Source organism: Variovorax sp. E3 (genome assembly GCF_016082275.1).
Lineage (GTDB): Bacteria > Pseudomonadota > Gammaproteobacteria > Burkholderiales > Burkholderiaceae_C > Variovorax.
This window is the reverse complement of sequence record NZ_MOWM01000288.1, coordinates 1-3,976: the sequence shown is the minus strand read 5'-3', so window position 1 is coordinate 3,976 and position 3,976 is coordinate 1. Positions and strand designations below refer to the sequence as shown.

2 protein-coding genes and 1 pseudogene are annotated in these 3,976 nt (G+C 71.6%); 2 read left to right on the top strand and 1 reads right to left on the bottom strand.

The annotated features are described in order from the left end of the window. Nucleotides 1–27 precede the first annotated feature (27 nt). The gene (locus tag BMG07_RS40050; RefSeq protein WP_269759885.1) at nt 28–2,688 is read left to right on the top strand and encodes a ligase-associated DNA damage response DEXH box helicase; all 2,661 of its coding nucleotides are present in this window, start codon (nt 28–30) and stop codon (nt 2,686–2,688) included. Between the two features lie 17 nt (nt 2,689–2,705). Here the strand turns inward: BMG07_RS40050 and trxC are convergent, their stop codons facing one another. Then, complete coding sequence (gene trxC / locus BMG07_RS40045) at nt 2,706–3,155, bottom strand: thioredoxin TrxC (RefSeq protein ID WP_198089121.1); 450 nt, start codon at nt 3,153–3,155, stop codon at nt 2,706–2,708. A 68-nt stretch (nt 3,156–3,223) separates the two neighbouring features. Here trxC and pdeM point away from each other — a divergent pair. Then, nucleotides 3,224–3,912 (top strand): annotated as a pseudogene (gene pdeM / locus BMG07_RS40040) (ligase-associated DNA damage response endonuclease PdeM). Nucleotides 3,913–3,976: the final 64 nt, after the last annotated feature.

The following is a 3,976-nucleotide window of genomic DNA, read 5'->3' as shown; positions in this document are numbered from 1 at the left end:
AGCGAGCCGCAGCTTGATGAAGACCGCTTGCCCCCATCCCGGCCTTCCCCCAAAGGGGCAAGGAGCAAGAGCAAGGCGGTCAAGGCTGCCCTCGACGCATGGTTCGCCGCGCGCGGCTGGAAGCCCTTCAAGTTCCAGCGCGACGTCTGGAAGGCCATCGCGCAAGGCCGGTCCGGCCTGCTGCACGCCACCACCGGCGCGGGCAAGACCTACGCCGTGTGGCTCGGCGCATTGCAAGCCTTCTCGCAAGCCCGCAAGGAAACAGCGCGCCCCTCCGCCCCGCCGCTCACCGTGCTGTGGCTCACCCCCATGCGTGCGCTCGCGGCCGACACGCTGCGCGCCCTGCAGCAACCGCTCGAAGCCCTGGGCGCCGACGTACACCCCTGGAGCACCGGCGCCCGCAGCGGCGACACCTCGTCCGCCGAACGCAGCGCGCAGAACCAGCGCCTGCCCACCGTGCTCGTCACCACGCCCGAAAGCCTGTCGCTGCTGCTCGCGCGCGCCGATGCGAGCGAGGTGCTCGGCCGCGTGCGGATGGTGGTCGTCGACGAATGGCACGAACTGCTCGGCAACAAGCGCGGCGTGCAGGTGCAGCTCGCGCTGGCGCGGCTCAGGCGCTGGAACCCGGGCCTCGCGATCTGGGGCATGTCGGCCACGCTGGGCAACCTGCACGAGGCGATGCATGCGCTGCTGGGCCATGAAGGCGGCGTGCTCGTACAGGGCCAGGTGCCCAAGAAGCTCGTCATCGACTCGCTGCTGCCCGGCCGCGCCGAGCGCTTTCCGTGGGGCGGCCATCTCGGCCTCACGATGCTGCCGCAGGTGATCGACGAGATCGCCGCGAGCAAGACCGCGCTGGTCTTCACCAACACGCGCTCGCAGGCCGAGATCTGGTACCAGGCCCTGCTGGAGGCCAGGCCCGAATGGGCCGGCCTGATCGCGCTGCACCACGGCTCGCTCGACCGCGAGGTGCGCGAATGGGTCGAGCTGGGCCTGAAGAGCGGGGCGCTCAAAGCGGTGGTCTGCACTTCGAGCCTCGACCTGGGCGTCGACTTTTTGCCGGTCGAGCGCGTGCTGCAGATTGGCTCGCCCAAGGGCGTGGCGCGGCTGCTGCAGCGCGCGGGGCGTTCGGGCCATGCGCCGGGGCGGCCGTCGCGCATCACGCTCGTGCCCACGCACAGCATCGAGATGGTCGAGGGCTCGGCCGCGCGCACGGCCATTGCGGCGGGGCACATCGAGGCACGCCATTCGCCCGACCAGCCGCTCGACGTGCTGGTGCAGCACCTCGTGACGGTGGCGCTCGGCGGCGGCTTCGTGCCCGACGCGCTGTACGAGGAGGTGCGCGGCACCGCCGCCTACGAAGGCCTGTCGCGCGAGAGCTGGCAGTGGTGCCTGGACTTCGTCTCGCAAGGCGGCCCCTCGCTCGCGGCCTACCCCGACTACCAGCGCGCCGTGCCCGACGCCGAGGGCGTATGGCGCGTGCCCGATGCGCGGCTCGCGCGGCGGCATCGCATGAACATCGGCACCATCGTGAGCGACGCGAGCATGTCGGTGCAGTACCTGGGTGGCTCGAAGATCGGCAGCGTCGAGGAGAGTTTTGTGGCGCGCATGAAGCCCGGCGACTGCTTTCTGTTCGGCGGCCGGCTGCTCGAACTCGTGCGCATCCACGACATGACGGCCTGGGTGCGGCGCGCCACCGGCAAGCGTCCGGCGGTGCCGCGCTGGAGCGGCGGGCGCATGCCGCTGTCGAACACGCTGGCCGACGCGGTGGTGCAGCAGCTGGCGCTGGCGGGCGAGGGTGCCTACGGCTCGCCCGAGCTGCAATGCGTGCGCCCGCTGCTGGAGATCCAGCAGCAGTGGTCGGCGTTGCCGACACCGCAGACGCTGCTGGCCGAGACGCTGACCACGCGCGAAGGCTCGCACCTGTTCCTCTATCCGTTCGCGGGCCGGCATGTGCACCTGGGCCTTGCGAGCCTGCTGGCGTGGCGCGTCGCGCAGCACGAGGCGCGCACTTTTTCCATCGCGGTCAACGACTACGGCTTCGAGCTGCTGAGCGCGACCGGGGTCGACTGGCCCACGCTGCTGCCGCAGGTGCTGCGCCTGCCGGAAGGCGAGGGTGCGCACGCGGCGCTGCTGCATGAAGTGCTGGCGTCGCTCAACGCGGGCGAACTCGCGCAGCGGCGCTTCCGGGAGATCGCGCGCGTGTCGGGGCTGATCTTCCAGGGCTACCCGGGCGAGAAGCGCAGCAGCAAGCAGCTGCAAGCCTCGTCCTCGCTGTTCTGGGAGGTGTTCCGCAAGTACGACCCCGGCAACAAGCTGCTGCAGCAGGCCGAGCAGGAGCTGCTGGCGCAGGAGCTCGAGATCGGCCGGCTGCGCGCCAGCCTCGCGCGCATGGCCGGTCAGCAGCTGGTGCTGAAGCCGCTCGCGCGGCCGACGCCGTTTTCGTTCCCGCTGATGGTCGAGCTGTTCCGCGAGAAGCTGTCGAACGAGAACGTGGCCGACCGCATCGCGCGCATGGTCGAACAGTTGGAGAAGGCCGCGGGCGGCGTGGTCACGGCCGGTGGTGTCGAGCGTGTGAAGGGCACGCTGGCCTTCGGGCAGGAGGGGCCGGGCAAGCCGCCCAAGCCGGTAGGGGCGCGGCGCGAGCGCAGGCGGCCGGCTAGACCATCGAGGCCGCTACCGCCGCTGTGAGCCGCTTGAGCCGGGCCTCAGCCCGCGCCGTGCGCCTTCACCCAGCGCACGATGTCCGCCGCGCTCATGGCGCCGGCCTGCCGCGCCACTTCGCGTCCGCCCTTGAACAGCGCCAGCGTCGGGATGCTGCGGATGTTGAAGCGCGCGCCCAGCGCCTGCACGGCCTCGGTGTCGACCTTGGCCAGCCGCACCTTGGGTTCGAGCTGGGCCGCGGCCTGCTCGTAGCCCGGTGCCATCTGGCGGCAGGGGCCGCACCACGGCGCCCAGAAGTCCACCAGCACCGGGATCTCGTTGCGCGCGATGTGGCGCTCGAAGGTGGCTTCGTCGGGCAGCGCGGTGGAGTGGCCGGCGAACAGCGGGCGGTGGCAGCTGCCGCAGTCGGGCGCGCTGGCGAGCTGGTCGGCGCGCACGCGGTTGGTCGTGTGGCAGTGCGGGCAGACGATGTGCAGCGAAGTCGATTCGGTCATGCGCAAGAACTGGGGGCCGCCGGGGGCAATTGCAAGGCGTCGGCCGGGCGGCGCGTCTTTTGCGAAACTTGCCAGCCGTGACGCTTGCCGATTCCTCTGCTCCATCGACGTTCCCGGTCCACTGGGCTGGCGAACTGCTGCACCTGCTGCCCGAACGGGCGCTGTGGTGGCCGGCCGCCGAGGTGCTGTTCGTGGCCGACCTGCACCTGGGCAAGGCCGCGACCTACCGCGCGCTGGGCCAGCCGGTGCCGGGCGGCACCACGCAGGAGAACCTGGCGCGGCTCGATGCGTTGATCGGGCGGCTGGGGCCGGGGCGGATCGTGTTCCTCGGCGATTTCCTGCACGCGGCGCAGGCGCACACGGTGCTCGCGGGCGTGCAGGCCTGGCGTTCGCGCCATGCGGGCGTGTCGATGACGCTGGTGCGCGGCAACCACGACAGCCGCGCGGGCGACCCGCCGGCCGCGCTGGGCATCGAGGTGGTCGACGAGCCGCATCTGCTCGGGCCGTTCGCGTGCTGCCACCATCCGCAGTCGCATGCCACGCACTTCGTGCTCGCGGGGCACCTGCATCCGGTCTGCCGGCTCTACGGGCCGGGGAAGGACAGCGTGCGGCTGCCGTGTTTCGTGAGCGAGGCGGGGCAGGCGGTGCTGCCGGCCTCGGCGAGTTCACGGGCGGGTGGGTGATGGAGACGGCGCCGGGGCGGCGCTTTCATGCGGTGGGCGGTTCGGCCGTCTGGGCACTCCCTGCACCGGAGTGACTCTTGCTCCTTCCCCCTCTGGGGGAAGGTTGGGATGGGGGCGGGCAGAGCGCCCAATGTGAGC

Coding starts and splice junctions, on each gene's coding strand:
- trxC (WP_198089121.1), bottom strand. CDS start 3,155: ATGACCGAATCGACTTCGCTGCACATCGTCTGCCCGCACTGCCACACG.